The organism is Nocardia sp. PLKS1-43, from assembly GCF_059510335.1.
Map to the genome: position 1 here is coordinate 363852 of NZ_JCAJZQ010000006.1, position 23809 is coordinate 387660.

At 66.5% G+C, this 23809-nt stretch carries 24 protein-coding genes; 7 read left to right on the top strand and 17 right to left on the bottom strand.

Going from position 1 to position 23809, the window contains the following annotated elements:
- Nucleotides 1-9: 9 nt before the first annotated feature.
- The 12 genes from AC5WS7_RS23515 to AC5WS7_RS23570 all read right to left on the bottom strand — a co-directional run bounded on the left by AC5WS7_RS23515 (nt 10) and on the right by AC5WS7_RS23570 (nt 11939).
- Nucleotides 10-504 carry an Rv1363c family protein gene (locus AC5WS7_RS23515; protein ID WP_495956709.1) on the bottom strand — a complete coding sequence of 165 codons (495 nt, stop codon included), beginning with the start codon at nt 502-504 and terminating at the stop codon, nt 10-12.
- Nucleotides 501-1565 carry an Rv1363c family protein gene (locus AC5WS7_RS23520; RefSeq protein ID WP_495956710.1) on the bottom strand — a complete coding sequence of 355 codons (1065 nt, stop codon included), beginning with the start codon at nt 1563-1565 and terminating at the stop codon, nt 501-503. The genes AC5WS7_RS23515 and AC5WS7_RS23520 overlap by 4 nt, the downstream gene beginning before the upstream one ends.
- Nucleotides 1562-2986, bottom strand: coding sequence for an MCE family protein (locus tag AC5WS7_RS23525; RefSeq protein ID WP_495956711.1), 1425 nt, complete (start codon nt 2984-2986; stop codon nt 1562-1564). The genes AC5WS7_RS23520 and AC5WS7_RS23525 overlap by 4 nt, the downstream gene beginning before the upstream one ends.
- Nucleotides 2983-4230: an MCE family protein gene (locus tag AC5WS7_RS23530; RefSeq protein ID WP_495956712.1), complete on the bottom strand. Its 1248-nt coding sequence runs from the start codon at nt 4228-4230 to the stop codon at nt 2983-2985. The genes AC5WS7_RS23525 and AC5WS7_RS23530 overlap by 4 nt, the downstream gene beginning before the upstream one ends.
- A complete protein-coding gene (locus tag AC5WS7_RS23535) occupies nt 4227-5522 on the bottom strand; it encodes an MCE family protein (RefSeq protein WP_495956713.1) in 1296 nt (431 codons plus the stop codon). Before AC5WS7_RS23535 ends, AC5WS7_RS23530 begins: the two co-directional genes overlap by 4 nt.
- Entirely contained in the window at nt 5519-6580 is a 1062-nt protein-coding gene (locus AC5WS7_RS23540; RefSeq protein WP_495956714.1) for an MCE family protein, read from the bottom strand. Before AC5WS7_RS23540 ends, AC5WS7_RS23535 begins: the two co-directional genes overlap by 4 nt.
- Nucleotides 6577-7608, bottom strand: coding sequence for an MCE family protein (locus tag AC5WS7_RS23545; protein WP_495956715.1), 1032 nt, complete (start codon nt 7606-7608; stop codon nt 6577-6579). The genes AC5WS7_RS23540 and AC5WS7_RS23545 overlap by 4 nt, the downstream gene beginning before the upstream one ends.
- The gene (locus AC5WS7_RS23550) at nt 7605-8828 is read right to left on the bottom strand and encodes an MCE family protein (protein WP_495956716.1); all 1224 of its coding nucleotides are present in this window, start codon (nt 8826-8828) and stop codon (nt 7605-7607) included. Before AC5WS7_RS23550 ends, AC5WS7_RS23545 begins: the two co-directional genes overlap by 4 nt.
- A 5-nt stretch (nt 8829-8833) precedes the next feature.
- Nucleotides 8834-9685 (bottom strand): MlaE family ABC transporter permease, encoded by an 852-nt coding sequence (locus AC5WS7_RS23555; protein ID WP_495956717.1) that lies wholly within the window; start codon nt 9683-9685, stop codon nt 8834-8836.
- A 4-nt stretch (nt 9686-9689) separates the two neighbouring features.
- Nucleotides 9690-10454 (bottom strand): MlaE family ABC transporter permease, encoded by a 765-nt coding sequence (locus AC5WS7_RS23560; protein WP_040818015.1) that lies wholly within the window; start codon nt 10452-10454, stop codon nt 9690-9692.
- Nucleotides 10455-10723: 269 nt separating this feature from the next.
- Nucleotides 10724-11614, bottom strand: a complete 891-nt coding sequence (locus AC5WS7_RS23565; RefSeq protein WP_495956820.1) for a 3-oxoacyl-ACP reductase — start codon at nt 11612-11614, stop codon at nt 10724-10726.
- A gap of 136 nt (nt 11615-11750) precedes the next feature.
- The gene (locus AC5WS7_RS23570) at nt 11751-11939 is read right to left on the bottom strand and encodes a ferredoxin (protein ID WP_495956718.1); all 189 of its coding nucleotides are present in this window, start codon (nt 11937-11939) and stop codon (nt 11751-11753) included.
- 192 nt (nt 11940-12131) lie between these two features.
- Here AC5WS7_RS23570 and AC5WS7_RS23575 point away from each other — a divergent pair, with 192 nt between their 5' ends.
- From AC5WS7_RS23575 to AC5WS7_RS23590, 4 genes are all read left to right on the top strand, one after another.
- Nucleotides 12132-13325: an acyl-CoA dehydrogenase family protein gene (locus AC5WS7_RS23575; protein WP_495956719.1), complete on the top strand. Its 1194-nt coding sequence runs from the start codon at nt 12132-12134 to the stop codon at nt 13323-13325.
- Nucleotides 13326-13345: 20 nt separating this feature from the next.
- Nucleotides 13346-14461 carry an acyl-CoA dehydrogenase family protein gene (locus AC5WS7_RS23580; protein WP_495956720.1) on the top strand — a complete coding sequence of 372 codons (1116 nt, stop codon included), beginning with the start codon at nt 13346-13348 and terminating at the stop codon, nt 14459-14461.
- 93 nt (nt 14462-14554) lie between these two features.
- A complete protein-coding gene (locus AC5WS7_RS23585; RefSeq protein ID WP_495956721.1) occupies nt 14555-14794 on the top strand; it encodes a type II toxin-antitoxin system Phd/YefM family antitoxin in 240 nt (79 codons plus the stop codon).
- Nucleotides 14791-15237, top strand: a complete 447-nt coding sequence (locus AC5WS7_RS23590; protein WP_495956722.1) for a type II toxin-antitoxin system death-on-curing family toxin — start codon at nt 14791-14793, stop codon at nt 15235-15237. Before AC5WS7_RS23585 ends, AC5WS7_RS23590 begins: the two co-directional genes overlap by 4 nt.
- 48 nt (nt 15238-15285) lie before the next feature.
- Here the strand turns inward: AC5WS7_RS23590 and AC5WS7_RS23595 are convergent, their stop codons facing one another.
- The gene (locus AC5WS7_RS23595) at nt 15286-16194 is read right to left on the bottom strand and encodes an aldo/keto reductase (protein ID WP_495956723.1); all 909 of its coding nucleotides are present in this window, start codon (nt 16192-16194) and stop codon (nt 15286-15288) included.
- Nucleotides 16195-16293: 99 nt separating this feature from the next.
- Between AC5WS7_RS23595 and AC5WS7_RS23600 the strand changes: the two genes are divergently transcribed.
- Complete coding sequence (locus AC5WS7_RS23600) at nt 16294-16857, top strand: TetR/AcrR family transcriptional regulator (protein WP_495956724.1); 564 nt, start codon at nt 16294-16296, stop codon at nt 16855-16857.
- A 64-nt stretch (nt 16858-16921) separates the two neighbouring features.
- Complete coding sequence (locus tag AC5WS7_RS23605; RefSeq protein ID WP_495956725.1) at nt 16922-17338, top strand: VOC family protein; 417 nt, start codon at nt 16922-16924, stop codon at nt 17336-17338.
- Nucleotides 17339-17344: 6 nt separating this feature from the next.
- On the opposite strand, the gene AC5WS7_RS23610 is transcribed toward AC5WS7_RS23605, so the two are convergent.
- From AC5WS7_RS23610 to AC5WS7_RS23625, 4 genes are all read right to left on the bottom strand, one after another.
- Nucleotides 17345-18334 carry a sigma-70 family RNA polymerase sigma factor gene (locus AC5WS7_RS23610; RefSeq protein WP_495956726.1) on the bottom strand — a complete coding sequence of 330 codons (990 nt, stop codon included), beginning with the start codon at nt 18332-18334 and terminating at the stop codon, nt 17345-17347.
- Between the two features lie 221 nt (nt 18335-18555).
- Nucleotides 18556-19536 (bottom strand): aldo/keto reductase, encoded by a 981-nt coding sequence (locus AC5WS7_RS23615; RefSeq protein ID WP_495956727.1) that lies wholly within the window; start codon nt 19534-19536, stop codon nt 18556-18558.
- 270 nt (nt 19537-19806) lie between these two features.
- Nucleotides 19807-21459 carry an acyl-CoA synthetase gene (locus tag AC5WS7_RS23620; protein ID WP_495956728.1) on the bottom strand — a complete coding sequence of 551 codons (1653 nt, stop codon included), beginning with the start codon at nt 21457-21459 and terminating at the stop codon, nt 19807-19809.
- Between the two features lie 210 nt (nt 21460-21669).
- Nucleotides 21670-22704, bottom strand: coding sequence for an LLM class F420-dependent oxidoreductase (locus AC5WS7_RS23625; protein ID WP_495956729.1), 1035 nt, complete (start codon nt 22702-22704; stop codon nt 21670-21672).
- A 79-nt stretch (nt 22705-22783) separates the two neighbouring features.
- On the opposite strand from AC5WS7_RS23625, the gene AC5WS7_RS23630 reads away from it, so the two are divergent.
- Nucleotides 22784-23785 (top strand): Zn-ribbon domain-containing OB-fold protein, encoded by a 1002-nt coding sequence (locus AC5WS7_RS23630; RefSeq protein WP_495956730.1) that lies wholly within the window; start codon nt 22784-22786, stop codon nt 23783-23785.
- Nucleotides 23786-23809: the final 24 nt, after the last annotated feature.

Sequence of the window (23809 nt, forward strand, 5' to 3'; positions counted from 1 at the left end):
GAACCGACCTCAGATCGGGCTTACCTGGCCGACGAGCCAGTGGTCGTCGTCCTTCTCGAGCGATACCCGCACGCGACTCGGGGTGACCGTGCCCTGCGGGGAGTCCTTGCTGGTCGTCACCTGATTCAGGTACAGCAGCACCACCGCGTGCGAGCTGTCGGCGCTGACGACCCCGGCCGCCTGCGTGGTGGCCTGCACAGTGAGCTGCTTCTGCTTCGCGCCGGGGGCGATGGCCTTGTCGACCAGCTTCAGGTAATCGCTCTTGAAGGCGGGAGTCAGGGCGTCGGCGGCCTTGGGCAGCTGCGTGTCGACGCTGTTGAAGTCGTAGGTGAACATGGCCGCCACCGTGCGGCGCGCGGCATCGACCGAGGCGCTGCGCGCCTGTTCGGCCTGCCGGTCGTTCCAGAACCGGTACCCGGTGAACGCACCGACCGCCACGGCCGCGATCAGCAGCACGCCCGCCGCGGCGAGCAGGATCGGAAGACGCTTTCCTCGCGATGTCATGCCACGAACTCCACCTTCGACGCGGTGACGCCGCCGTCACCGCGGTTCACGGTCACCCGGAACCGGTAGTACCGGTCCTGCGGCTGCGAATCGCCCGCATTGGTGAGGGTCTGCTTGGCCGCGACGAGCACCTGGGCCGAATCGTCGTTCTGGCTCTCGATCGCGGCCTCGATCACCTCGCCGCTGGCCTTGACCTTGGCCTCCTTGACGACCTGCGCATAGGCGTCCTTGCGCTGGGAGTACTCGGCCTTCAGATCGCCCGAGGCCACCGAGAGTACGCGGTCGATGTCCTGCGAGGCGGTGTCGTCCTTGATGTTGGTGAGGTTCAGGATGGCCTGTTTGGCGGTCTGGATGTATTCGGCCCGCTGTGAGGCCAGCGCGTCGGCGTGCGACCGGTGGTAGGCGTACGCCCCGCCGCTGCCGAACAGGCCGAGCAGTGCGAGGACCGCGACCGCGGCGGCCGCCCATTCGATCGGCCGCATCGAGCTCCGGAACCGGCGTTTTCCCGAGACGACCTCGCCCTGGGTGCCCGGCGCGTCGACCGGTTCGTCCACCGGCGCGTCGACGGGCTCTGCACCGGAGGCCGCCGGATTCCCGGCAGAATCGCGCTCCACCGTCGAATCCGCTTCGGCGGCAACGATTTTCGCGGCTCCTGCGGCGTGCTGACCGGAGGTCGAGCCCGCATCGATATCAGCGGAGCCGCCCGCGCCCCCGGCCTCCGGACCGCGCAGCTCGGCGTCCGAAACGCCTTCAGCCGCAGTAGCTTTCGCTGACGATCCAGTCGCGATCGTGGAAGTCGCACCGGCGTCGCCCACCGCCCCGGCGGACTTCCCCGCCGCCGCGGCATCCGCCTCGTGCGCGTGCACCGGAACAGCGGCCGAGGACGTCGCGGTATCGGTCGGCGGCGTCCGTGCGGCGTCCGAGTTCGCGGTGCTACCGGTGGGAACGACCGTCACCTCGGCAGCGGGCCGGCCCTGGTCGCCGACGGGACCGGCCTGGCGGCTCGCACGCCGCCGGACTCGTCCCGATGTAGGTGGTGTTGGGGGTGTGGTTTCGCTCATTTTTGCTGCTCCTCGAGCATCGCCTGCCACCCGGACGGTACCGTGCCCGAGCCGCCGGGCTTGACGTCCCCCTCCCGATAGGTGCGCCCGTCGGGTCCGGTGAAGGTTCCGGTTGTCGGGTCGTAACTCCTGTTCTCGAATGCGGCCGGATGGACCGTTCCGGGCTTCGCGGCCGGATTCGGCAGCGGCGCACCGGAATTGTCGACCGGCTGCGGCGGGCCGAACGGCGGGTTGTTTCCCTCGGGCACATAACCGCGCGGATCGTGGCACAGCTCCGGAGTCGGCGCACGCTTACCCGGCACGTCCTGACACGGCGTGTTGCGGATACCGCGCACGGCCTCCTTGGCGTTCTGCGGAACCTTGCAGTACAGATTGCCCGGCGTGTCGGGAGTGTCGGTCTGGGCGGGCGAACGACGCTGGCTCGGCGGCAGGAAGCCGGTGATGCAGCCGGGCGGGTCGTTCAGGCCGAGCATGAAGTCGACCATCGCGCCGTACTGGACGGGCCCGCGCACGGCGGTCAGCAGCGCCGAGATCATCTGCGGGTAGATCACCAGGATCTGTTCCAGACCGGCGTGATAGGTCACCGCGACCTGGCCGGTACTGACCAGATTCGACAGCAGGATCGGCAGGGTGGGCTGGAGATCCTGGAAAGTCTGGCTGACCTGCTGCGCAGCCGCCGGTGTGCGCTGGAGCAGCTGATTGAGCGACGGATCGTGCTGGCGCAGCTGATCGGTCACCGCGACCAGGTCATGGGTCCAGGTGCGGATCGAATCCGCCGAGCGGTTCTGCGTGTTCAGCAGCGGGCCGATCTTTTTCAGCAGATCCTTGGTCGGCGCGGTGTTCTTCTGCGCCTCCTGCACCAGCAGCGAGGCGGAGTCGATGAACTTCTGCAGGTCCGGTCCCGCGCCGTTGAACGCGGTGAACGCGTCGTCGATCAGCTCGCGCAGTTTGGTGTCCGCGACGCTGGACAGCAGCCGGTCGGCCTGATCGAGCATCGCGCCGACATCCTGCGGCAGCCTGGTGCGCTCCCGCGGGATCACCGCACCGTCGTAAAGGTTTCCGCCCCTGGGGTTTTCGGCGGGTACCAGGTCCACGTACTGCTCACCGATGGCCGAGACGCTCCGGACGTACGCCTCGACATCGCTGGGCACCTTGTAACCGCTCTTGATGGACAGTTGCGCGTCCACTCCCTGCGGGGTCAGCCGAACGCTCTGCACCTTGCCGATATTGGTCCCGCGATAGGCGACGTTGGCGGTCGGATACAGCCCGCCGGTCGCGGCCAGCCGCACCGTCACCCCGTACCGGCCGATCCCGAACATGGCCGGCAGCTGCACATAGCCCCCCGCCATCACCACCAGGCCGACCACGGTCAGCACCGCGAAGATGATCAGCTGGGTGCGGACGAACTTGGTGAGCTTCACCGGCCGCCTCCTTGCGACGGGCCGGGAACGGTGATCCCCGGAATGGCGGGCAGCCCCGGAATCGCGGGCAACCCGGGAATACTCGGCGTGGGTGCGGGGGTGGCCGGTCTGGACTGGGTCTGCAGCGGCCCGCGCACCGGATCGCCCTTACCCTGCGCGGTCTGCGGGGCGATGGCGCCCAACGCGCCCTCGACGCCGCCGAACCGGCCGCCCAGCGGAGTTCCGGTGAGGAAGTTCGAATCCAGTCGCGCGCCGGTGATATCCACCGTCATCAGCAGATTCAGATAGTCGCCCTTGAGCGCCTTGTCCAGATTCTTCATCGGGAACGGGAAGGTCAGCAGGATCTGCAGCGAATCGGCCAGTTTCCCGCCGGTGTCGGACAAGGACTTCAGCGCCGGACCGAGATTCGCCAGGTCCGTCTTCAGGCTGTCTCCGCCCTGCTGAATGATCTGCTGCACGACGTCGCTCAGATTACCCAGCGCCACAAGGGTTTTGGTGATGTTCTGCCGACGATCCGCCAGTACTGTCAACGCGGGGTGGATCTTGGTGATCGCGGTGGTGACCTGATCCTTCTGCCGGGCCAGCACACCCGACAGGCGGTCCAGGCCGCCCATCGCGGCGATGATGTCCTGGGTCTGCTGATCCAATGTGCCGGTCAGTTGTTGCAACTGCGGCAACAGGTCCCGGATCGAGTCGGTCCGCCCGTGGAACGTCGCGTCCAATTCGTGGGTGATGGTCTCGAGCTGCGAGATACCGCCGCCGTTGAGCACCACCGACAGCGAGGACAGCGTCTGTTCGGTGGTCGGGTAGTCACCGGCGCGATCGAGCGGAATCACGTCGCCGTTCTTCAACTGGCCCTGCGGATTCGACGGCGGCGCGGCGAGTTCGACGTGATTACTGCCCAGCAGGCTGGTCTGCCCGATGCGCGCGATCGCGTTGGCGGGCAGGTGAACACCCCGATCCAGGCTGACCGTGACCAGCGCGTGCCAGTCCTGCACCTCGATATTCTTCACCGTGCCGACCGTGACGTCGTCCACCATGACCGGCGAATTGCGGGTCAGCGTGGTCACATTCGGCATCTGGATGCGCACCTGCCACGAGCCGTCGCCCGTTCCGGCCGCTCCCGGCATCGGCAGGGTGTTCAGCCCGTCCCACTGACAGCCGGTGACGCCCAGCGCCAGCACCAGGCCGATCGCCGCGCCCGCGAGCCGCCTGCGCGTCCTACCCGAACCGTTCCAGCTCATCGGTGCCCACCTCCCGGAAGCAGAAGTCCGGCAATGCCGTTCGGGACCACGACCGCAGGCGTGGCCGCCGGGGCCGCGGCGGGCGCGCCGGCATCGGGGTTGGTGTTCACCCGCTTGGCCAGATCCGGCGTGCTGTAGGTCAGCTGACTCGGGAACGCACCCTGTCCGGACGCCGGATTCAACAGCAGCGGTGGGTAATTCATCATCAGCGACTGGATGACCGGCGCGATGTACTGCTTGCACAACGCGGCGGTCCTGTCCGAATCGTCGGTCTGCAGACCCTCGATCGCGCCGCAGAGGAAGGCGAACGGGTTGGCGAAGTTGGTGCCGACGACCGCGCCGGTCAGCGTGCCCTGGGCCGGCTTGTAGATCTGATAGAAGTTCGCCAGCGCGGTCGGGCCCGAATGCAGCACGCGCTCGATATCGGATTTCTTGTCCACCAGCAGCTGGGTGACATCGGCGAGGCGCTGCACGCTGTCGGTCAGCGCCGGGCCGCGCTCGTTGAGGAAACGCTGCACATCCGCGACCGCGACGTCCAGATTGTCCAGTCCCGCACCGAGGTCGCCCGAGACGTTGTTCAGCACCGAGGACACCGAGGCCAGCCGACCGCCGAACTGGACGATCTGATCGTCGCTCTTGGACAGCACGTCCACGAAGTGCTGCAGATTCCTGATCGTCCCGAACAGATCGGTCCGCCCGTCCGACAGCGTGCCCAGCGTGCTGGACAGCTCCTTCAACGTATCCCGGAACGCCTGCGCGTTGCCGTTGGCGAGGTTGTCCGAGGCGGTGTTCACGAACCGTCCGAACGAACCCTGTTTGTCCTGGCCGATCGGTCCCAGCGCCTTGGACAACTTGGTCAGCTCGGCCTTGATGTCGTCCCACTCCACCGGAACGGCGGTGCGCTCGATCGGAATGGTCGCGTTGTCGTGCATCTTCGGCCCGCCCGTGTAGGCCGGGGCCAGCTGGATGAAGCGCGCCGAGACCAGCGAGGGCGCGATGATGACCGCCTTCGCGTCCGCGGGGATGTCCACGCCGCGGTCGACGGTCATCGTCACCTTCACGTTGTCCCGGCCCGGCTCGATCGAGTTGATCTTGCCGACCTTGACCCCGAGGATCTCCACCCCGTCACCGTTGTAGATGCCGGTCGTGGACGGGAAGTACGCGGTGATGTGGGTCTTGCCGATATTCGTCACCGCGCCGTAGACGATCCATCCGGCCAGGGCGACGACCAGCGCGGCGGCGACGGCCCGCACCCAGCGGGGCACCGTGCGCAACTTCGGTAATGCTTTCATCGCGGAGGCTCCTGGATGGAGGGACCGATACTGGGCAGCGGGTTCAGATAGCTCCGGAACGAGTCCGGCACGTGCTGCGGCCAGACCAGCGCGTCGACCAGCGGTTGCAGCACCTTGCTCGACGCGTTCGACACGTACGCCTGGAAGTACGGACCGCTGCCGACCTGTTCACCGAGCGCACCGGCGTAGGGGCCGAGCGCGTCCAGGGCTTTGCCCAGCTGGTCCTTGTTCTTCTGCAGCAGGGCCAGCAGCGAATTCAGGTTGTCCAGATCGGGTTTGAGCGAGGCCTCGTTGTCCCGCACGAACCCGGTGAGCTGCTGGGCCAGGCCGTTGACGTACTGGATGAGCTGGCTCAGCGCGGTGCGCCGGGCGTTCAGTTCGCCGAGCAGATCGTTGCCGTTCAGCAGCAGCGCGTTGATCTGGTCCGCGCGATCCGAGAGCACCTTGGTGACGTCCTGCGCGTGCGAGAGCAGTTGGGTCAGGGCCTGGTCGCGGGTGTTCAGGCTGCGCGAGAGCGCGGTGACGCCGTCCAGGGCCGAACGCAGCGGCCCGGGAGTCTTGTCGAACGCGGCCGAGAGCGTGTCCAGGGTCTTGTTCACCTGATCGGTGTCCAGGTCGTGCACGGTCGAGGCCAGATCGCCGAGGGCGTCGTTGAGCGAGTACGGCGAGGTCGTTCGGGACAGCGGGATGGTGTCGTCGCGACGCAGCGCACCGTCGCCGGTGGGGGTCACCTCGAGCGATTTGCGGCCCAGCACGGTGTTGGTCTTGATCGCGGCGGATGTCTTGCGCCCCAACACGATCGACTCGTCCAGGCTGAACCGGACCTTCACCTTCGCACCGGCCAGGGTGACGTCCTCGACCTGTCCCGAGCGCACCCCGGCCACCTGCACCGGATCACCCGGCAGCAGGCCACCGGCATCGGCGAAGAAGGCACTGAACTCCGCACCGCTGCGGATGAAGGGCAGCCGCTGGAACTGTAAGGCGGACAACGAGATCGCGACCGCGAGGACCACGCCGACGACGCCGATCTCGATCAGGGGGGAGCGTTGTTCCTTCATTGCGCCGAGCACCTTCCGGTCGTCTGCAAACCGGGCAGGTTGATATGCATGGGCTTGCCGTCGGGTCCGTCGATGAGGAAGTTCGTCCCACAGACGTACATGTTCAGGAACGAACCGTAGGAACCGAGCCGCACGAGTTTCTTGTAGGTCTCCGGCAGCCGGTCCAGCACCCATTGCACGTCGTCGGTGCGGGAGTCGAGGTTGCTCGACAACCGGCCCAGCTGGTCGAAGTCGTTCTTCAGATCGGGCCGGGCCTGGCGCAGCAGACCGGTCAGGTCACCGGTCGCCCCGGCCAGACGCGGCAGCGAATCGCCGATCTGGTCGCGGTCCGCGGCCAGCCCGCTGACCACGCGCTGCAGTTCGACCAGCGTGGCGTCGAAATCCTTGTTCTTCGCGTCGATGGTGGACAGCACGGTGTTCAGGTTGTTGATCACGCTGCCGATCAGCGCGTCCCGATCGGCCAGCGTCTTGGCGAACGAGCCGGAGCTGTTCAGCAGGGCCACCAGCGTGCCGCCCTGACCCTGGAACACCTGGAGCAGCGCGTTGGTCAGATCGTTGACCTGCGTCGGATTCAGGCCGCGCAGCAGCGGTTTGATCCCGCCGAGCAGCATGTCCAGGTCGAGGGCCGGCTTGGTGCGGTCGGTGCCGATCGTGCCGCCCTCGGACATCCCCTTCGCGTTGCCGGGCCCGTCCATGAGTTCCAGATACCGGTCGCCGACGAGGTTCTCGTAGCGGATCGCGGCCTGGGTGCTCTCGTAGAGGTGGTACTGATGATCGACCTGGAAATCGACGTGCGCGAGATGGTCCTTGCCCACGTAGACCCGCTTGACCGACCCGACCGGCACGCCCGCGATGCGCACCTTGGCTCCGGGCAGCATGCCCGAGGAACTGGTGAACACCGCGTGGTATCCGGTCTCGCTGGCGAACCGCATCTGGCTGAAGACGACCGCGAGCAGCGCCAGGACCAGCACCATCACCAGTGTGAAGATCGAGAGTTTGACCGTGACGGCCCGTGGTTTGACGCTCACGGCTTGCGCACCCCCGGCATTCCGGCGAACAGCAACTGGAAGACGCTGGTGTTCGGGTCGTTGAGATGTGAACTCAGCGACGGCGTCCACACTTCGCCCTGGGAGGTGTCGGTGACCAGATAGTTGGAATGGCTGCCGGGTTTGCGATCGAGAATGTTGTCGCAGCGCGGCCCGCCGGTGGCGTTCACCTTCGGGAGATCCTTCGGATACTGGTACGGGGTGCCGCCGGGCATGAAGCTGGCGTTGAGCGTCACGTAGGGGCCCAGGCCGCCGAAGACCTGATTGGCCACCGGCACCGCGTTCGCGATACCGACCACCATGCAGTACAGCCCGGGGCTGTACTCGTTCAGCAGCGCGGTCGTGGGCCGCAGCAGATCCAGCGCGGTCACCAGCGGCTTCTGGTTCTGCTTCAGGATCGGGTCGGTGGTGTTCACCAGGCCGATGAGGTTCAGCAGCACCGCGTCCAGATCGCTCTTGCGATCGACGAGCGTTCTACTCGTCACCGCGGCGTTGTCGGTGGTGTGCAGCAGATCCGGCGCGACGTCGGCGTACAGATTCGTCACCGGAACGCTGGTGCGCAGATCGCGCTGCAGGTCCGGCATGCTCGGGTTGATGTCCTTCAGGTACTGGTCACTGTTCGCCAGCAGCTGCCCGAGCTCGTCGCCGCGGCCCTGCAGGGCGGTGCCCAGCGCGGTCAGCGTGGCGTTCAGCTTCTCCGGGGCGACCTTGCTCAGCACATCGGTCAGATGCTGGAACAGCGTGTTGAATTCGACGGTAACCTGCGTCGCGCTCAGCGTCGCGCCCGGCCGCAGATGATCCGACGAAGGATTCTGCGGCACAGTGAAATTCACGTACTTAGCGCCGAATACCGTGGTGGAGCGGATATCCACGCCCGCATTGGCCGGAACCAGTTTCAGCTGATCGGGATCGATCGCCAGCCTCAGCCGCGCGCTGTTGCCGGTGTACGAGATCGCCTTGACCGTGCCGATGTCGACCCCGCGCATCTTGACCTTGGCGTCCTTGTCCATGACCAGGCCCGCCCGCGGCGAATCGACATAGATCGCCTCGGTGCTCTGGAATCCGCCCGCGAACATGGTCAGCGCGAGCGCGACGATCGCCACCAGGCTCAGCACCAGGCCCAGGCCCGCCAGCTTGACGCCCCATCCCGCGCCGAAGACCCTTCCGGCACCGTCCTTTTCGACAAGTGTATTTCTCGCCATACCGCCTACCCGGAGAGATGGAAATTGCCGGAGGTGCCGTAGATGGCCAGCGAGACCAGCAGGGTCACCGTCACCACCGCCACCAGCGAGGTGCGCACCGCGTTACCGACCGCGATGCCGACGCCGACCGGTCCGCCGGTCGCGTGGTAGCCGTAATAGGTGTGAATCATCATGACCGCCAACGCCATGACGATCGCCTGCACGAACGACCACAGAATGTCGCTGGGAATCAGGAAGGTCGAGAAGTAGTGGTCGTACACACCGGCCGACTGCCCGTAGATCACCACGGTCGCAAAGCGACTCGCGATGAACGAGGCGATCACCGCCAGCGCGTACAGCGGGACGATCGCGATCATCCCGGCCAGCACGCGCGTGCCGACCAGGAACGGCACCGGCCGGATCGCCATCGACTCGAGTGCGTCGATCTCCTCCGCGACGCGCATCGCGCCCAGCTGCGCGGTCGCGCCCGCGCCGATGGTCGCGGCCAGGCCGATCCCCGAGATCACCGGCGCGGCGATGCGAACGTTGAGGAATGCGGCGAAGAATCCGGTCAGCGCCTCGACGCCGATATTGCCCAGTGAGCTGTATCCCTGCACCGCGATGGTGCCGCCGGCGAACAGCGTCAGGAAGCCCACGATGACGACCGTGCCGCCGATGACGGCCAATGCGCCCGTGCCCATGCTGATTTCGGCGATCAGCCGGATCGTTTCGGTGCGATAGCTCACCAGCGCCTTGGGCACGGCGCGCAGTGATTCGGCGTAGAAGAGCGCATGCCTGCCGACACTGTCGAGTGAGTCTGACAGGCGGCGCACTCGTCGAACAGTACGCGGGAAGCGAGCGTGGATTACGAAGGCCATGTGGTCACCGCACCGTGAACTTGATACCGACCGCGGTGACCACCACGTTCAAAACGAACAGGACCATGAAGGAGAACACCACCGTCTGATTCACCGCATCGCCGACGCTCTTGGGTCCGCCGCGTACGTTCAGTCCCAGATAGCAGGCCATCAGCCCGGCCGCGAGGCCGAACAACGTCGCCTTGACCTCCGCGATGACCAGTTCGGGCAGGTGCGTCAGCAAGGTGATCCCGTTGACGAACGCGCCCGGATTCACCCCCTGCAGGAAAACCGAGAACAGGAAGCCGCCGCCGATGCCGATCAGGCAGACCAGGCCGTTCAGCAGCGCCGCGACGAACATCGAGGCCAGCACGCGCGGGACGACGAGCCGGTGGATGGGGTCGATGCCCAGCACCTTCATCGCGTCGATCTCCTCGCGGATGGTGCGCGCGCCCAGGTCCGCGCAGATCGCGGTGGCGCCCGCGCCCGCGACGATCAGCACCGTCACGATCGGGCCGACCTGGGTGACGGTGCCGAAGGCCGCGCCCGCGCCGGACAGGTCGGCCGCGCCGATCTCGCGCAGCAGGATGTTGAGCGTGAAACTCACCAGCACGGTGAACGGGATGGCGACCAGCAGGGTCGGCAGGATCGAGACCCGGGCGATGAACCACGCCTGGTCCACGAATTCACGACGCTGAAAGGGCGGCCGCACGGTCGCCTTGGCCACCGCGGCGGTGAGTTCGAAGAACCCGCCGACCGCCCGCAACGGCACGGCAAGAACCTCGTTCATTCCCGATTCCTCCTTGCCATGCCTTGCACGTCGAGCTCGTGACGGCGGTAACAACCGGCCCGTCGGTCTGAAGATTAGAACACGTTCACTCTGTTGCCGAACCCAGTTTGGCGATATCGAACTGCTCTTTCCTGCCGAACTGTGATCGGAAGATAGAACTTGTTCATACGGCATGAGGAAAAACTGTGTGAGTCACCCCACACCGTCGATCCCCATGTCTACCAAGTGGCGGACCGGCGATCAACAATGCGGCCGGTAGTTGTCGGCTACTAGCCCAGTTCGTGCAACGATGACGCCGAAAACGTACGCCCCGCCGGGCGTTCGGCAAAATATCCGCCGAGCGTGTCGGCGAGATCCTCCGGACGCCATTCCGCGCCGGCGGCATCGAAACGCCGTTCGACTTCCGGCGCAGCCATCAGTGCGACCATCGGGCCGTAGACGACGAATACCTGCCCGTTCACCTTGTCCGCGGCGGGCGAGGCGAGATAGGCGACCAATCGTCCGACATGATCGGGCGAGAGCGGATCGATGCCCTCTTCGGGCGCGTCGGAGAAGACCTTCTCGGTCATCGATGTGCGCGCACGGGGGCAGATTGCGTTGGCGCGCACGCCATATCGCTCCAGCCCGCGCGCCGCGGACAAGGTCAGCGCCGTGATTCCGGCCTTGGCGGCGCCGTAGTTCGGCTGCCCGGCCGGACCGAGCAGACCGGCCTCGGACGAGGTGTTGATCAAACGGCCGTAGATCGGCGCACCGGCCGCCTTCGATTTGCCGCGCCAGTATGCGGCGGCATTGCGGGACAACAAGAAATGTCCGCGCAGATGAACGGCGAGGACCGAATCCCAATCCTCGTCGGTGAGATTGAAAAGCATTCCGTCACGGACTATTCCGGCATTGTTCACCACGATGTCGACGCCGCCGAACGTCTCGTCCGCCGTGTTGATCAGAGCATCCGCGGTAGCGCGTTCGGCAATACTGCCGGCGACGAATTCAGCCTTGACTCCCAATGCGCGAATATCGGCGAGCGTGGCCGACACCGCGTCGTTCTCGACAAGATCGTTGATGACGATCGAGGCGCCGGCAGCGGCCAAGGCGAGCGCATCCGCCCGCCCCAGCCCGGCACCGGCGCCCGTCACAATGGCCACCCGACCGGACAAGCTGATTTCGGATTCGCGCCCGTCAGCCCCTCGCTGGCGCTCGGGGCTGCCGCCCGCGACGCGCGCTGTATTTTCGGTTCCCTCGCTCCGCTCGCTCACACGGCGACTCTAGAACGTGTTCCAGTTAACGGCAAGCATCGGTTCAGACGAGCTTCAACGCCGCCTTCGGGCACTGGGCGACCGCGGTCTTCACGTCGTCGAGCTGGTCCTCCGGCACATCACCCGAGGTGACGTGCAGGTTGTCCTCGTCGTCGAGTTCGAACACGTCGGGGGCGTATCCGACACAGATGCCGTTGGCCTCGCACTGGTCGAAATCCACACTGACCTTCATTTTGACAACTCCTTCGCCACTGATAGCCCGAGCCTACAAGCCCGCCTCGGCCAAGGAGGCGGAAGCGGCCCGTTCGGGGTCCATACTGGAACATGTTTCAGTGGTTGTGCAATGATCGGGACAACCGGCGCAGCCCATATCGGCTGGCTATGGAACGAGCCGGCCACCAGCAGAACGGACGAGGTGATTGCCATGCGGATTGCGTATACCCCGCAACAGGAACAGCTACGCGCGGAACTGCGCGACTATTTCGCCACGCTGATCACCCCAGAGCGCCGGGAGGCGCTCTCCTCGCAGACCGGCGAATACGGGCAGGGCAACGTCTATCGCGAGGTGGTCCAGCAGATGGGCCACGACGGCTGGCTCACGCTGAGCTGGCCGAAGGAGTACGGCGGCCAGGACCGCTCCACGATGGATCAGCTGATCTTCACCGACGAGGCCGCCATCGCCGGCGCACCGGTGCCGTTCCTGACCATCAACTCGGTCGCGCCGACGATCATGCACTACGGCACCGAGGAGCAGAAGAAGTTCTTCCTGCCCAAGATCGCCGCCGGTGAGCTGCACTTCTCCATCGGCTACTCCGAACCGGGCGCGGGCACCGACCTGGCCTCGCTGCGCACCAGCGCGGTCCGCGACGGCGACGACTGGATCGTCAACGGGCAGAAGATGTGGACCAGCCTCATCCAGTACGCCGACTACGTCTGGCTGGCCGCGCGCACCGATCCGAATGCCAAGAAGCACAAGGGCATCAGCATGTTCATCATGCCGACCACCGCGGAGGGCTTCTCCTGGACGCCGGTGCACACCATGGCCGGTCCGGACACCAGCGCCACCTACTACCAGGACGTGCGCATCCCGCACACGAACATGGTGGGCCCGGAGAACGGCGGCTGGCCCCTGGTGACCAACCAGCTCAACCACGAACGCGTCGCGCTGACCTCGGCCGCCTCCCTGCAGCTGGCGCTGGCCCAGACGGTGGAGTGGGCCAAGAACAACAAGGACTCCAACGGCGGTCGCGTGATCGACAGCGAATGGGTGCGGCTGAATCTGGCGCGGGTGCACGCGAAGGTCGAGTACCTCAAATTGCTGAACTGGGAAATCGCGTCCGGTGCGGACGCGGGCGGCGACTCCGCCCCCAAGCCGTGGAACGCCTCCACCTGCAAGGTGCTCGGCACCGAACTGGCCACCGAGGCGTACCGCACGTTGATGGAAGTGCTGGGCCCGCAGGCCTATCTGCGTCAGGGTTCGGCCGGTGCGCAACTGCTCGGCCGGCTCGAGCGCATGCACCGAGCCTGCCTGATTCTCACCTTCGGCGGCGGCACCAACGAGGTGCAGCGCGACATCATCGCCATGACCGCCCTGAAGCAGCCCGCCGCTGCGCGCTGATTGGAAAGCTGAGTAACACAATGGATTTCACTCTCACCGAAGCGCAGCAGGATCTGGCGCGACTCACCGCCGAGGTGACCGGCAAGCTGGTCACCGCCGATCGGCTGCGCGAACTGGATTCCGACTCGGACACCGCGCGCTTCGACGAACCGCTGTGGAAATCGCTGGCCGAGACCGGCGTGCTGGCCGCGGCGCTGCCGGAGGCCGTGGGCGGGGGCGGTTTCGGCGTCCTGGAGCAGACCGCGGTGCTGCGCGAACTCGGACGTTCGGTGGCGCCGGTGCCCTACCTGTGGTCGATCGTGCTGGGCGCGGGGGCGCTGGCCGAGTTCGGCTCCGAATCTCAGCGCGCGCAAGCGGCCGAAGCCGCCTCGGGCACAAAGGTTCTCACCGTCGCGCTGAGCGAGGAGCGCAACTGGGAGCCGTCGAAACCGGTCACCACCGCCGCGCGGGAAGGCGCCGGCTGGCGGATCACCGGATTGAAGATCACCGTGCCGTTCGCGCGGCAGGCGTCGCGAATCCTGGTGCCCGCCAGCGTGTCCGGGCAGGCGGCGGTCTTCCTGGTCGATCCGGCCGAGGCCGGGGTGCGGATCACCGATCAGATCGTCACCGATCGCACGCCCGAGGTGGAGATCGAATTCTCCGGCGCCCCTGCCGAATTGGTCGGCACCGTCGAGCAGGGCGCGGAAATCCTGGACTGGCTGCTGCACCGGGCCTGGCTGGGCCTGTCCGCACACCAGCTCGGCGTGGTGGAGAAGGGCCTGGAGCTGGTCGCCGGCTACGCGCGCGAACGCGAGCAGTTCAACCGCAAGATCGGCAGCTTCCAGGCCGTGGCACAGCGTCTGGCGGACGGCTACATCGACGTGCAGGGCGTCCGCCTGGCCGTGCAGCAGGCCGCCTGGCGCCTGTCCGAGAACCTGCCCGCCACCGCGGAGATTCACACCGCCAAGTTCTGGGCCGCCGAGGCCGGTCACCGCGTCGCACACACCGTGGTGCACGTCCACGGTGGCGTCGGCATCGACCGCGACCACATCGTCAACCAGTTCTTCACCGCCGCCAAACACAACGAATTCGCCCTGGGCGGCGCCACCGACCACCTTCGCGCCCTGGGCGCCGAACTGGCCGAATCCCCGGCCTGACCGAATCTCCCGGTGAAGCGTTCGCCTCGTCACGACTACGGACGAGGCGAACGCTTTCGTACGTAATTGCGCGCCGACTGTACAATTCAAAGCATGACGGCACCCTTCGCGAACGACCCTTGGGAACTACCGGTGACCGAGGCGCGTGATCGACTCGCCGAGGTCATAGCCGCGGCGGAGGCAGGCACCGTTGTCCACCTGACGCGGCATGGTCGCCGCGTTGCGGCAGTTGTGCCCGAGCCGATGGCCGAGACCGCAGACAACGAGGTACGGGCTCTGTCAGCACGTTTCGCGGCCAAGCACCGCACACTGCTCGATCGGCTGGCCGAATGAGCGAAGATTCGGTCTATTATCTGACAGTTGCCGACCTTCGGGTCATCGCGGACGATGCAGTCGGCGCCTTCGCCCTCAGAGATCCGGGCCTTCTGGCGTCCGCGGCTGCCCGGCCGCAGACGACGGTATTCGGCACGGACGCATACCCCACGATTTGGGAGAAGGCCGCGGCGTTGTTGCACTCGATCGCAAGCAACCACCCACTGGTCGACGGCAACAAGCGGCTTTCTCTTACTTCCGCCGTGATCTTCCTGGCCCGCAACGGTATCGACGTCGACGCTCTCGACGATGATCTGGCCTATGACATGATGATCGACGTCGCATCGGGCGCGCTGACAGAAGTCGCCGATATTGCCGAACGACTTATTTCGGCCCTGGGCGTAGCAACCGACGCGATCACGAACTCGCAGCGCCGTCCAGAGTCCTCACACCTTCAGGGGTGAGCGAAACCAGCCGACGCCGCTGAACTTCCGCGATGGCGTTGCGCTGAACTATTTTTCGGATGCGGCCAAGCTGTCGAGGGTTCGGATCACGTCGGAGGGGAGGTGGATCGAACCCGCGGCGAGGTTCTCGTCGAGGTGGGCGGGGTTGGAGGTGCCGGGGATCAGGAGGGTGTGGTCGTAGTGGACCAGTTGCCAGGCCAGGCCGATCTGAGCGGGGGTCGCGTCCAGGGCAGCCGCGGCGGATAGGACGGCCGGGTGCTCGGTGACCTTCGGGAAGCCGGGGAACGCCGAGCCGAGCGGGAAGTACGGGACCCAGGCGATGTCGTTGGCGCGGCACAGGTCCAGGACGGGTTCGTGGGAACGGTTCAGGAGGCTGTGCAGGTTCTGGACGCAGACGATTCCGGCGGGCAGGGCCTGACGTAGCTGCTCGGCGGAGACGTGGCTCAGGCCGATTCCGGCGATCTTGCCCTCGTCGCGCAGGGTTGTCAGCTCGGCGAGCTGATCGTCCAGATCCACGACCTGATCGCCCTCGGCGACGATGCCGGGCGGTACGTCCGCGCGGCGCATATTGACCACGCCGAGCGAATCCGCGCCCAGCGCAACCAGATTGGCCTCTACCTGGGCGCGCAACTGTTCCGGCCGCTGCGCCGCCAGCAAACGGACGTCCGCGTCGTAGACCGCGCCGACCTTGGTCGCCAGCACCAGATCGGCCGGATAGGGCGACAATGCCGCGCGGATCAGCTCGTTGACCGCGCCGGCCCCGTAGAACTGCGCGGTATCGATGTGGTTCACACCCCGCTCGACGGCCCGGCGGAGAATGTCGATACCAGCCTGCCGGTCGCAGGAGCGGCCGTCGTGATCGGTCAATTGCATTGCGCCGTAACCGATCCGGGCGACCTTCCGCGAACCGAGCGATGCGGTGCCGCCGGGAGCGGTGAATTCCTGTTGGACTGCCATCTGCGTGATCCTGTTCCGAGTGGGATAGTGGAGTCGACGACTATGCGGAGGATCCTCCGTATAGTTCGAGCGTAGCAGAAACGGAGGGTCCTCCGATTGGTGAACAGAACCCGGGCACCGCGCGCCGACGCGCATCGAAACCGAGAGCGCCTGCTCGAGGCGGCCAAAACCGCCTTCGCCGAGGGTGACAAGGTGTCCCTGGAATCGATCGCACGCGCGGCCGGAGTGGGCATCGGCACGCTCTACCGGCATTTCCCCACCCGCGAGGATTTGATCGAGGCAGTCTACCGGGCCGAACGCCGACGCCTGTGCGATGCCGTCGACGACCTGGTCACCGGCCCCGACGCCGCGGCGGCGCTGCGCATCTGGATGGACCGCTTCGGCGACTACATCTGCGCCAAACGCGAGATGGCCGACGCCCTGCGCGCGATCATCGCCTCCGGCGCGATCACCGCGGAGGAGGCGCGCGCCGAATTGTCCACAGCCGTACAGAAACTCATCGATGCGGGTGCGGCCCAGGGCACACTGCGCCCGGACGTGCCCGCACAGGACGTGGTCGCGAGCCTGCTGGGCATCTTCCTGGCCTGCGGCGCACCCGAACAACGCGAGCAGGCGGGACGCATGATGGATCTACTCATGGACGGCCTGCGAATCATCCGATGAGTTTGGCCCGCTCGCATCGTCGGCATAGGTGACAACGACGGGACTGTGTGCCGAGAGGACCGATATGGCCAGCAAAATGATCTTCGTGAATCTCCCGGTCGACGATCTGGAACGGTCCAAGAGCTTCTACGCGGCCCTCGGCTGGACGGTGAATCAGGAGTTCACCGACGACAACGCCGCCTGCGTGGTGATCGACGACAACATCTGCCTGATGTTGCTGATCAAACCGTTCTTCGAAACCTTCACCCACCGGCCCCTGGCCGAGACCACCGCCTCGGTCGGATCCATCTACGCGCTGGCCCTGGCCAGTGCGCAGGAGGTCGACGACCTCACCGGCGCGGCCCTGCGCGCCGGTGGGGCCGAGGAGATCAACGAGGACAAGCGCGCACAGGAACGGGAGGTCGGAATGTACGGGCGGACCTTCGCCGATCCGGACGGCCATCAGTGGGAACCGTTCTGTATGGCCCTCCCGAGCGCTTGATCCCGCCTATACCCGCAACTCCGGCGGCAGCCCGAACAACGGGAACATCCGGTCGGTGTCGAGGAAGAAGTTCAGCCCGCCGATACCGTCACCGTCGAGCTCCAGGACGACCACCGCCCACGGCTCGAGCACGCCCGGCCGCTCCCCCGGCTTGTACTGACCGAAGGCGGGCAGGCCGTTGGCCCCCTCGAGCGGAACCAGCCGGGAACCCCGGCAGGCCGAGGGCCCTGGACTGAGCATGAAGTCCGCGACGTGGCCGGGCCCCGAGACCCACAGCTCGATCGGCGGCATCGATAGCGCCACATCCTTTTTCAGCAGGGTGGTCAGCGCGTCCATATCGTATGCCTCGAACGCCTCGACGAAGCCGTCGACGAGCCGGCGCTGCTTCTCGTCGGACTCGTCGTAACCGTCGCCGCTGTCCGGCTGCACCTTGGACATGGTCGCCCGCGCCCGCTGCAACGCGCTGTTGACCGAAGCCGGTGACATGGTGAGCATGTCGGCGGTCTCGTTGGCGGAGAAGCGCAGCACCTCGCGCATGATCAGAATCGCGCGCTGAGTTGCCGGAAGATGTTGCACCGCGGCCACGAACGCCAGCCGGAGCGAATCCTTCGCGGTGGCGTGCTCGGCCGGATCGGCCCCGAAGGCCAGGCCGTTGGGGATGGGCTCGATCCAGACGTAGTCCGGCTGCGGGGCCGGGATCGGACTGCTGGGGCTGGACGGCCCGTTCAGATCCATCGGCCGGGCGCGACGCTGCGGGCCGTCGAGCATGTCCAGGCAGACGTTGGTGGTGATCTTGTACAACCAGGACCGGACGCTGGCCCGGCCCTCGAACGAGTCGTAGGACTTCCACGCCCGGGTGAAGGCCTCCTGAACGGCGTCCTCGGCCTCGAACGAGGACCCCAACATCCGGTAGGCGTAAGCACACAGCTCCCGCCGATACCCCTCGAACTGCTGCAGCACCTCGTCGACGGCGCCGGTGGAACGCGTCTGGTTCATTCCGGACCCCGCTAGCGCTCGGCTGTGAATCTGATTCGATGGCTCATGTCACACACTCTGGCACAGGCCACCGACAAGTAAGTGCCCCCGAATCCGGGGGTAGACAAATTCAAACGTGATTCACATCACTTGACCAACGCGGAAACTCCCAGGTCGAACGGTGCCGCGATCCGGTGCGCCCGGCGGCGTGCGAATCCGAGAGTCACCGCGTATCCGGGTGTTCAGGAGTCCGACCGCGACGTGCCGTGCGCGGCGAAGGACTGCCGATCGCCCGACCACCCCGCGGCGACGATCTTCTCCAGTTCGGCACGATCCTCGGCATCGAACTCGATCGCCGCGGCCGCGGCGTTCTCCACGATGCGCTGCGCCCGGCGACTGCCCGGAATCGGCGTCACGTCCGGCCCCTGCGCCAGCAGCCAGGCCAGGGCCAGCTGTCCAGCCGTGATTCCGAGCCGGTCCGCGAGTGCGCGCAACGCCGCCACCTGCGTCAGATTGTTCGCCAGATTCTCACCGGAGAACCGCGGATCATTTCGGCGGAAGTCGCTGGCGGCCACGGTCTCGGAAGTCAGTGTGGCGGTGAGCAATCCGCGCCCGAGCGGACTGTAGGGCACCAGTCCGACGCCCAGTTCGCGCGCCGCGGGCACCACGTCGCGCTCCGGTTCGCGCCACAGCAGCGACCATTCGAACTGCACCGCCGCGATCGGATGCACCGCCGCGGCCTGGGCGAGCTGCTCCGGATTCACCTCGGACACACCGAGGTGGCGAACCTTGCCCGCGTGCACGAGTTCGGCCATGGCGCCGATGGTTTCGGCGATCGGCACCTCGGGGTCGACGCGATGCAGGTAGTACAGATCGATCGCCTCACGCCCGAGCCGAGCCAGCGAGGCGTCGCAATACCCGTGCACCCGTTCGGGTTTCGCGTCCAGGTACACGCCGTTCTCGCCGCGCACGATGCCGAATTTCGTCGCCACCCGCACATCCGGGCCCGCATCGCGCAGCGCTCGCGCCAGCAGCCGCTCGTTGTGCCCGCTGCCGTAACTCTGCGCGGTATCGAAAAGCGTTGTACCGGAATCGATCGCCGTGTGAATCGCGGCGATCGACTCGTCGTCGTCCACCGCGCCGTACCCCTGGGAGAATCCCATACAACCCAGACCGATCGCGGAAACCACTGGTCCGGAACTACCGAGAGTGCGTTGTCGCATGCCCTCATCGTCGCCGGGTGACCCGATCCGCGCCAATAGACTTTCCGATTCCATCCATCGGTCTGCCTATGGGCCCGAGGACCGATGGCGCCCCGGCCTGTCACACCACCGAACCGTTCGCGCCGAATTCGGTGATCTCACCGGCCCCAGCGTCGCGACGGGCAGAGCCACACCTCAGCGGATATCCCGGACACGCAACGTATCCGGCCGGAGACGCCGCCCCACATACGGGGCGTCTCCGGCCGGAGAGGCTTCACTTCTCGTGGTGCCCTACTTCGTCGCGGGAGCGTGTGCTTCCTCGTCGGCGGGACGCGACTCCGCGTGCGCGTGCGCCCACTTGTAGTCGGGCTTCCCCGCGGGCGAGCGCTTGATCTCGTCCACGAACCACAGGCTGCGCGGCAGCTTGTAGGACGAGATCTCCTGCGACAGAACAGGACGCAACTCCTCCAGCGTCGGCCGGACCGCGCCGCGACACTGCACCACCGCGGCCACCCGATGCCCCCAGCGCTCGTCCGGCACGCCGATCACCAGCGCGTCGAAGACCTCCGGATGGCATTTGAGCGCACCCTCGACCTCTTCGGGGTAGATCTTCTCGCCGCCACTGTTGATGCTGACCGAACCGCGGCCGAGCATGGTGACGGTGCCGTCCTCCTCGACGCGGGCGAAGTCACCGGGGATGGAATAGCGAATCCCGTTGAACTCCTTGAACGTCGCCGCGGTCTTGACCGGGTCGTTGTAGTAGCCCAGCGGGATGTGCCCCTTGCGCGCGAGGATGCCGACCTGACCGGATCCGGGCGTCACCGGATTGCCGTCCTCGTCGAGAACCTCTGTGGCCGCATCGATCTTGACTCGCGGGCCGCCGGTGTGGGTGGCGCCCTTGGCCGCGATGGACAGTCCGCCGAAGCCGGTCTCCGAGGAACCGATCGAGTCGGTGATGACGGTATTGGGCAGGTGCTCCATGAACTTGTCCTTCAGCGCCGGGGAGAACAGCGCCGCACTGCTGGCCATCGCCCACAGATTCGAATGCTGGTAGGGCTCACCGGTTTCCGGGTTCCCCGCCTCGAGCGCGTCGAGCATCGGGCGCGCCATGGCGTCGCCGGTGATGAAGATGAGGTTCACATTGTGCCGGTCGATGGCCTGCCATACGCCGTGGCCGGTGAACTCCGGCAGCATGATGGCCTTACCGCCGTCGAACAGGCTGTGGAAGGTCGCCGCCTGCGAACCGCCGTGAATCATCGGCGGAATCGGATAACGGACCATCTGCGCGCCGTTCGCGCCGTTCCTGGCCTGCTGCCACTCGTCGTCGATGTAATCGCCGGTGACGAAGTTGATGCCGCCGCCGAGCACCCGCCACCAGTCCTCCTGCCGCCACATCACGCCCTTGGGCATGCCGGTGGTGCCGCCGGTGTAGATCATGAAGATGTCGTCGGGCGAGCGGTCGCCGAAGTCCCGTTCGCCGTGCGAGGTGGCAAGGGCCGCTTCGTATTCCACCGAGTCCTCCGCGAGCGGATACTGCTCCTCGGTGCCGTCGTTCACCACCAGGACGGCCTTCAGTTTGGGGGTGTTCGGCCGCACCGCGCTGACCCGATCGGTGTAGCGGCGCTCGTGGATGAGCGCGACCATGTCGGAGTTGTCGAAGATGTACTGCAGTTCGTTCTCGACGTACCGGAAGTTCACGTTGACCATGACCGCCCGCGCCTTGAACACCGCCACCATGGCCTCGACGGCCTCGATGGTGTTGCGCGAGTAGATGCCGACCTTGTCGCCGGGTCGCACACCGTGCTCCAGCAGGTGATGCGCCAGCCGGTTGGCCCGATCCTCCAACTCGGCATAGGTCACCGAGCGGGTGTCATCGGCCAGCGCGACACGCTCCGGCACGAGGTCGATCGTGTGTTCGACAAGGTCCGCTATGTTATGGCTCACACGACAAAAATAGAACGTGTTCTCGCCTCTGACAAGACTTGATTTACGGGGTTCACTAATTGGAGGGCCTTCACCCCGGAGTGACCCATCTCACCAGCTTGCGCCCTGCAACACCCCGAACACCCTGTTCCACCAACCCCGAACAACGCCGACCCCAAGGTTCGCGGCCCAGAGGGCCGCGAACCCGCCGGAGCGAAGCGGAGGCCAAAGTTACTGCACCAGAGGCGCCAGCTTCGCCAGCTGTTCGGTATCGCGAGCCGACACCAGCAGCATGTCGACCCCGGCCTTCTCCCAGACCTGCAACTGGCTGCGGACCTGCGCCTCGTCGCCGACGATCATGGTGTCCAGGATCAGCTCGTCCGGCACCACCGCGGCGGCCTCCTCCTTGCGCCCGGACCGGAAGAGCCTGGTGATCTCGTCGACCTCGTTGCCGTACCCCATCCGGCGGTAGACCTGAGCGTGGAAATTCAGCTCCTCCGCACCCATACCGCCGATGTACAGCGCCATCACCGGCTTGATCCGGTCGATCTCCGCGCGCGCGTCGTCGGTCACCACGACCTGGCAGCTCGCGGCAATCTCGAACTCCTCCCGCGTGCGCCGCGCACCCGGCCGGGCGAAACCCTCCGCCAGCCATTCGTCGTACATTCCGGCCAGTCGCGGGGTGTAGTAGATGGCCAGCCAGCCGTCGGCGATCTCCGCGGTCAGCGCGACGTTCTTGGGACCTTCCGCACCCAGCCAGATCGGCAGATCCGCGCGCAGCGGGTGGGTGATCGGCTTGAGCGGTTTCCCCAGCCCGGTCGCGCCCGGACCGCTGTACGGCAGCGGATAGTGCGCTCCGTCGCTGGTCACCTTGGCCTCGCGGGCCAGCACCTGCCGGACGATCCCGACGTATTCGCGGGTCCGGGCCAGCGGTTTGGCGAACGGCTGGCCGTACCAGCCCTCGACCACCTGCGGCCCCGATACGCCGAGGCCCAGGATGTGCCGCCCGCCGCTGAGATGGTCCAAGGTCAGCGCGGCCATCGCGGTCGCGGTGGGCGTGCGCGCGGACATCTGCACCACCGAGGTGCCCAGCCGCACCCGCCGCGTGGCCGCACCCCACCACGCCAACGGCGTGAACGCATCCGAACCCCAGGACTCGGCGGTGAACACCGCGTCGAATCCGACCTCCTCGGCGGCGGCCACCACCTGTGCCGCATTGACCGGCGGGCTCGCGCCCCAATATCCGAGTTGCAACCCGAACCGCATGATCATCTCCTTGCCCGCGCTACTCTTGCCACCAGAATAAGAACCTGTTCTACTCGATATCGTGACTCAGGGGAACACCATGACCGGCACAATTGCGAAAGGAAGCGGTTCGAAATCGGAACCCGCTCCCGAAGTACTGGCCGCAGAGCTGCGGATGAAGTTCGACTACACCCGATCGGTCGGCCCGACCATAGGACGATTCCTGACCGGACTGCGCGAGGGCCGCATCGTCGGCGTGCGCGGCTCCGACGGCCGGGTGATCGTTCCGCCGGCCGAATTCGATCCCGGCACCGCCGAGCCGTTGACGGACTTCGTCGACGTCGCCGATGTCGGCACGGTGCAGAGCTGGAGCTGGGTGGCCGAGCCGCTGCCCGGCCAGCCGTTCGACCGTCCCTTCGCCTGGGCGCTGATCAAGCTGGACGGCGCAGATACCGCACTGCTGCACGCGGTCGACGTCACCTCCCCCGATCAGATCCACACCGGCCTGCGGGTGCGGGCGCGCTGGGCCGCCGAGCGCACCGGCGACATCCACGACATCGCCGCCTTCGAACCCGGTGAAACCGCCGCCGCGCCAAGCACATCCGGCGACGCCGCGGCCGAGCCGGTGACCGGCATCGTCACCCCGATCGACCTGCGCTACAAGCACACCGCCTCGCCGCAGGAAACCGTCTTCCTGAAGGCGATCACCGAGGGCCGCCTGGTCGGCGCCCGCGCCGGTGACGGCAAGGTGTACTTCCCGCCGCGCGGTGCGGATCCGCGCACCGGCGATCCCACCGAGGACTACGTCGACCTGCCGGATACCGGCATCGTCACCACGTTCTGCATCGTGAACGTGCCGTTCCAGGGCCAGCGCATCAAGCCGCCGTACGTGGCCGCCTACGTGCTGCTGGACGGCAGCGACATCCCGTTCCTGCACCTGGTGCTCGGCTGCGAGCCCGGCGAGGTCCGCATGGGCATGCGGGTCAAGGCGGTGTGGAAGCCCCGCGAGGAGTGGACCTACGACGGTCTGGACAACGTCTCCCACTTCGAACCCAGCGGCGAGCCCGACGCCGACTACGAGTCCTTCTCGCAGCATCTGTAGGAGAACCAATGAGTGAGCTTGCGA

Bases quoted from the DNA above. Each gene is read 5' to 3' on its own strand.
- AC5WS7_RS23515 (WP_495956709.1), bottom strand. From the start codon at position 504: ATGACATCGCGAGGAAAGCGTCTTCCGATCCTGCTCGCCGCGGCGGGC.
- AC5WS7_RS23520 (WP_495956710.1), bottom strand. From the start codon at position 1,565: ATGAGCGAAACCACACCCCCAACACCACCTACATCGGGACGAGTCCGG.
- AC5WS7_RS23530 (WP_495956712.1), bottom strand. From the start codon at position 4,230: ATGAGCTGGAACGGTTCGGGTAGGACGCGCAGGCGGCTCGCGGGCGCG.
- AC5WS7_RS23535 (WP_495956713.1), bottom strand. From the start codon at position 5,522: ATGAAAGCATTACCGAAGTTGCGCACGGTGCCCCGCTGGGTGCGGGCC.
- AC5WS7_RS23540 (WP_495956714.1), bottom strand. From the start codon at position 6,580: ATGAAGGAACAACGCTCCCCCCTGATCGAGATCGGCGTCGTCGGCGTG.
- AC5WS7_RS23550 (WP_495956716.1), bottom strand. From the start codon at position 8,828: ATGGCGAGAAATACACTTGTCGAAAAGGACGGTGCCGGAAGGGTCTTC.
- AC5WS7_RS23555 (WP_495956717.1), bottom strand. From the start codon at position 9,685: ATGGCCTTCGTAATCCACGCTCGCTTCCCGCGTACTGTTCGACGAGTG.
- AC5WS7_RS23560 (WP_040818015.1), bottom strand. From the start codon at position 10,454: ATGAACGAGGTTCTTGCCGTGCCGTTGCGGGCGGTCGGCGGGTTCTTC.
- AC5WS7_RS23570 (WP_495956718.1), bottom strand. From the start codon at position 11,939: ATGAAGGTCAGTGTGGATTTCGACCAGTGCGAGGCCAACGGCATCTGT.
- AC5WS7_RS23575 (WP_495956719.1), top strand. From the start codon at position 12,132: ATGCGGATTGCGTATACCCCGCAACAGGAACAGCTACGCGCGGAACTG.
- AC5WS7_RS23580 (WP_495956720.1), top strand. From the start codon at position 13,346: ATGGATTTCACTCTCACCGAAGCGCAGCAGGATCTGGCGCGACTCACC.
- AC5WS7_RS23585 (WP_495956721.1), top strand. From the start codon at position 14,555: ATGACGGCACCCTTCGCGAACGACCCTTGGGAACTACCGGTGACCGAG.
- AC5WS7_RS23590 (WP_495956722.1), top strand. From the start codon at position 14,791: ATGAGCGAAGATTCGGTCTATTATCTGACAGTTGCCGACCTTCGGGTC.
- AC5WS7_RS23595 (WP_495956723.1), bottom strand. From the start codon at position 16,194: ATGGCAGTCCAACAGGAATTCACCGCTCCCGGCGGCACCGCATCGCTC.
- AC5WS7_RS23605 (WP_495956725.1), top strand. From the start codon at position 16,922: ATGGCCAGCAAAATGATCTTCGTGAATCTCCCGGTCGACGATCTGGAA.
- AC5WS7_RS23610 (WP_495956726.1), bottom strand. From the start codon at position 18,334: ATGAACCAGACGCGTTCCACCGGCGCCGTCGACGAGGTGCTGCAGCAG.
- AC5WS7_RS23615 (WP_495956727.1), bottom strand. From the start codon at position 19,536: ATGCGACAACGCACTCTCGGTAGTTCCGGACCAGTGGTTTCCGCGATC.
- AC5WS7_RS23625 (WP_495956729.1), bottom strand. From the start codon at position 22,704: ATGCGGTTCGGGTTGCAACTCGGATATTGGGGCGCGAGCCCGCCGGTC.
- AC5WS7_RS23630 (WP_495956730.1), top strand. From the start codon at position 22,784: ATGACCGGCACAATTGCGAAAGGAAGCGGTTCGAAATCGGAACCCGCT.